This is a genomic window from Nocardioides korecus (assembly GCF_054778395.1).
In genome coordinates this window covers 17,951-20,673 of record NZ_BAAGZO010000017.1, presented here as the reverse complement: position 1 = coordinate 20,673, position 2,723 = coordinate 17,951, and the positions used below count along the sequence as shown (strand labels likewise).

At 69.1% G+C, this 2,723-nt stretch carries 3 protein-coding genes; 2 read left to right on the top strand and 1 reads right to left on the bottom strand.

Annotation, left to right across the window (positions count from 1 at the left end):
• Nucleotides 1–258 (top strand): HAD family hydrolase (locus ACYVDA_RS20340; RefSeq protein WP_460820361.1); only part of this gene is annotated, 258 nt, incomplete at its 5' end.
• Nucleotides 259–860: 602 nt separating this feature from the next.
• On the opposite strand, the gene ACYVDA_RS20335 is transcribed toward ACYVDA_RS20340, so the two are convergent.
• Nucleotides 861–1,082: a hypothetical protein gene (locus tag ACYVDA_RS20335; protein WP_460820360.1), complete on the bottom strand. Its 222-nt coding sequence runs from the start codon at nucleotides 1,080–1,082 to the stop codon at nucleotides 861–863.
• A gap of 390 nt (nucleotides 1,083–1,472) precedes the next feature.
• Between ACYVDA_RS20335 and ACYVDA_RS20330 the strand changes: the two genes are divergently transcribed.
• Complete coding sequence (locus ACYVDA_RS20330; RefSeq protein ID WP_460820359.1) at nucleotides 1,473–2,108, top strand: lysophospholipid acyltransferase family protein; 636 nt, start codon at nucleotides 1,473–1,475, stop codon at nucleotides 2,106–2,108.
• The last annotated feature ends 615 nt before the right edge of the window (nucleotides 2,109–2,723 follow it).

Genomic DNA, 2,723 nt, shown 5'->3' with positions numbered 1-2,723 from the left:
GAGCGCCTGCTGACGGTGGAGGATGCCGGCCGCTGGAAACCCGCGCCGGAGGCCTACGCGTACGCCTTGCAGCAGTGCGGCGTCGACCCGGAGGACGCGATGCTCGTCGCCGTTCACCCGTGGGACAACGACGGGGCGTCTCGCGCGGGCCTGGCCACCGCGTGGCTGAACCGGACGGGTGGTCCCTACCCGGCGTACTTCAGGGCCCCCGACCTCCGGACTTCATCCTTGTCCGACCTCGCCGACCAGCTGCGCTGAGCCGACGCAGCCGTCCGGGCACGGCTGCGAAACACCGCGGAACAGTCCGCCGTAGCGCGTTCCCGGGTGCACCAGCGATGCCGCCTGAACGACGAGGACGTCCGGGCGGCACCGCACCGTGATGCGACCGCGGAGGTCGAGGCTCAGAGCGCCGAAGCCGCCGGCAGGTCGAGATCGGTCTTCACGAAGTGGTTGAAGTAGTTCGTGAGCAGGTTCAGGGTGACGTGCGCGGACAGCTCCGTGAGCTGGTCGTCGGTCCATCCCGCGTCGAGCGCCCTCTGCCAGGCGGCGTCGCTGGTTGGGCATCGAGTCGATCGTCTACCCCGACCTGACGGCCAGCCTCGGAGCGACAGGTGGAGCGCTCACGACAGCGTGGGGCCTGTTGGTGATCGTCTCAGCCCAACTGGCACGGCATACCAAGAGTGTCGATTGACGGCATCCGCGACACCCGGACCCACGCCCTCAGGACCGGTGAGACCCGGTGGCGTGCGCTGCCCCCCGCCACCGCGGAGGGCAGCCGAGATGCCGTGGGTCAGGGGATCCAGGCGTGGACGATCTCGAGCTCGTCAATCGGCGGGGGCGGACCGTCTCAAACCCCAGCCTCACTGAGGATCGTCTCCAGGACCGGGTTCAACCGCTCCTTTTGCGAACCGGTCCCAGTCCTCCTGGCTCTCCCATACGTCGACGTACCGCAGCCCACCCTCGGGCCGTTTCAGCGCAAGGTGCGCGATCATCCCTGGCGGGACCTCCGGGCCGATGCCGGCGAGGATTTTCTGGTAGACGCCCTCGTCGATGGGCACATCCTGCATGTGGGCGATCGTCATGGCCGGACTCCTCTCGCGTCGAGCCCCAGCAGCCCAACGCTCGACGGTGCGTCCGCGCCCACACCAGCGTCAGGGACACCACGTGGGACCGACCGCGGAGGTCTACACCGCGACGCACGCATCGGTCACGGAGAGGGTGCATCCCCCCGCCTGCACATGCCCTCACGTCGAACGAGGCGCGTGGGGCGCTTGCGGTTCTGCTCGGGACGTCGTCCCGGCGCCCCGACCTCGGCGGAACACTCCCGCGAGCTCGGCCTGGGGTGGACCGGTGTGGTGAGGGTCGGGCGGCTGCCGCGTACCTTTCGGTTGCCCGCTCGGTCGCGTCTGGTGGAGGTGTGTGGGATGTACTGGTTCTTGAAGTGGATACTGCTCGGGCCTCTGGTCCGCGCGGTGACCCGACCCGTGGTGGTGGGGGCCCTGCCTCGGACCGGTCCCGTGGTCGTCGCCGCCAACCACCTGGCCGAGATCGACTCGCTCCTCCTGGCCCTGGTTCTGCCGCGGCGGCTGACCTTCGTGGCCAAGAGCGAGTACTTCGCCCCACGCGGACTCCGCGGACGCCTCTACAGCAACATCGCGAGGTCGACCGGCCAGATCCCGATCGACCGCAGCGGCTCAGGTGCCGGGGACGCGGCACTGGACGCGGCCCGTCGGATCCTCGAGGACGGCGGCATCTGGGCCATCTACCCCGAGGGCACCCGGTCGCCGGACGGACGGCTCTACCGCGGAAGGACCGGGGTGATGCGCGTGGCGTTGGCGTGTCCCGACGCGGCTGTGGTCCCGGTGGGGATCCGAGGCACGCGGGCCATCGACCACCCCGCCAAGCGTGGCTGGCGCCCGGGGCGGGTCCGCGTCGACATTGGCCAACCCATGGACCTCAGCCGGTGGTACGGCCGCTCCGGGGACGAGGCGGCCACCCGAGAGGCCACGGACGAGCTCATGCGTCAGATCCAGGCGCTCAGCTCGCAGCCGTATGTGGGACGGCACCCCACCACGCAGGAGCAGGCCCGGCGAGGTCAACCGACCTGATCCCCGGGAACCTGCGGTCGTCGAGCACGTTGTGACTGGGGCAGTGCGCCGACCCGGCCGAGCAGCACCGGATCATCCAGGCCCAGCAGCACCGCCAACCAGCTACTGACCAAGCCCGTCGAGGTACCCGGCCACCCTCTCGACCGGCCATTCCTCTTCGAGCTCGGCGATGGCTCGCTCGAGCACCTCGGCCGGCGTACCCGCGGCTGCGACCCAGGGGAGCCGTCCCCAACCCGCCCGAGGGTTCCGAGATCGACTGACCTCATTAGTGGGCGTCAACTTGTCGATGAACGGGTAAAGGAAAAGTTGCTGCGACAAGCCGCCACTGCTTCACAACGACAAGGACCCCACCCTGCGCGAGCAGGGTGGGGCGTTGTCGTCATCGACGGGCGCTAGTCGAACCAGGTGGAGTGACACGGCAATGGCTACAAACCCGCTGCGGGCAGTGGTCAGACAGGGCTCGGGGGTGTGCCGTCCGGCGCAACCCATTTGAGACACATGACGACTCACCACCTGTGAGGGGCGTGACTGTCAGTTCGGCGAAGACGCACTGGTCTCGACGTCGTTGCCGTCATCGCCGTCATCGCCGTTGAGGGTGTCATCACCAGTGCCGCC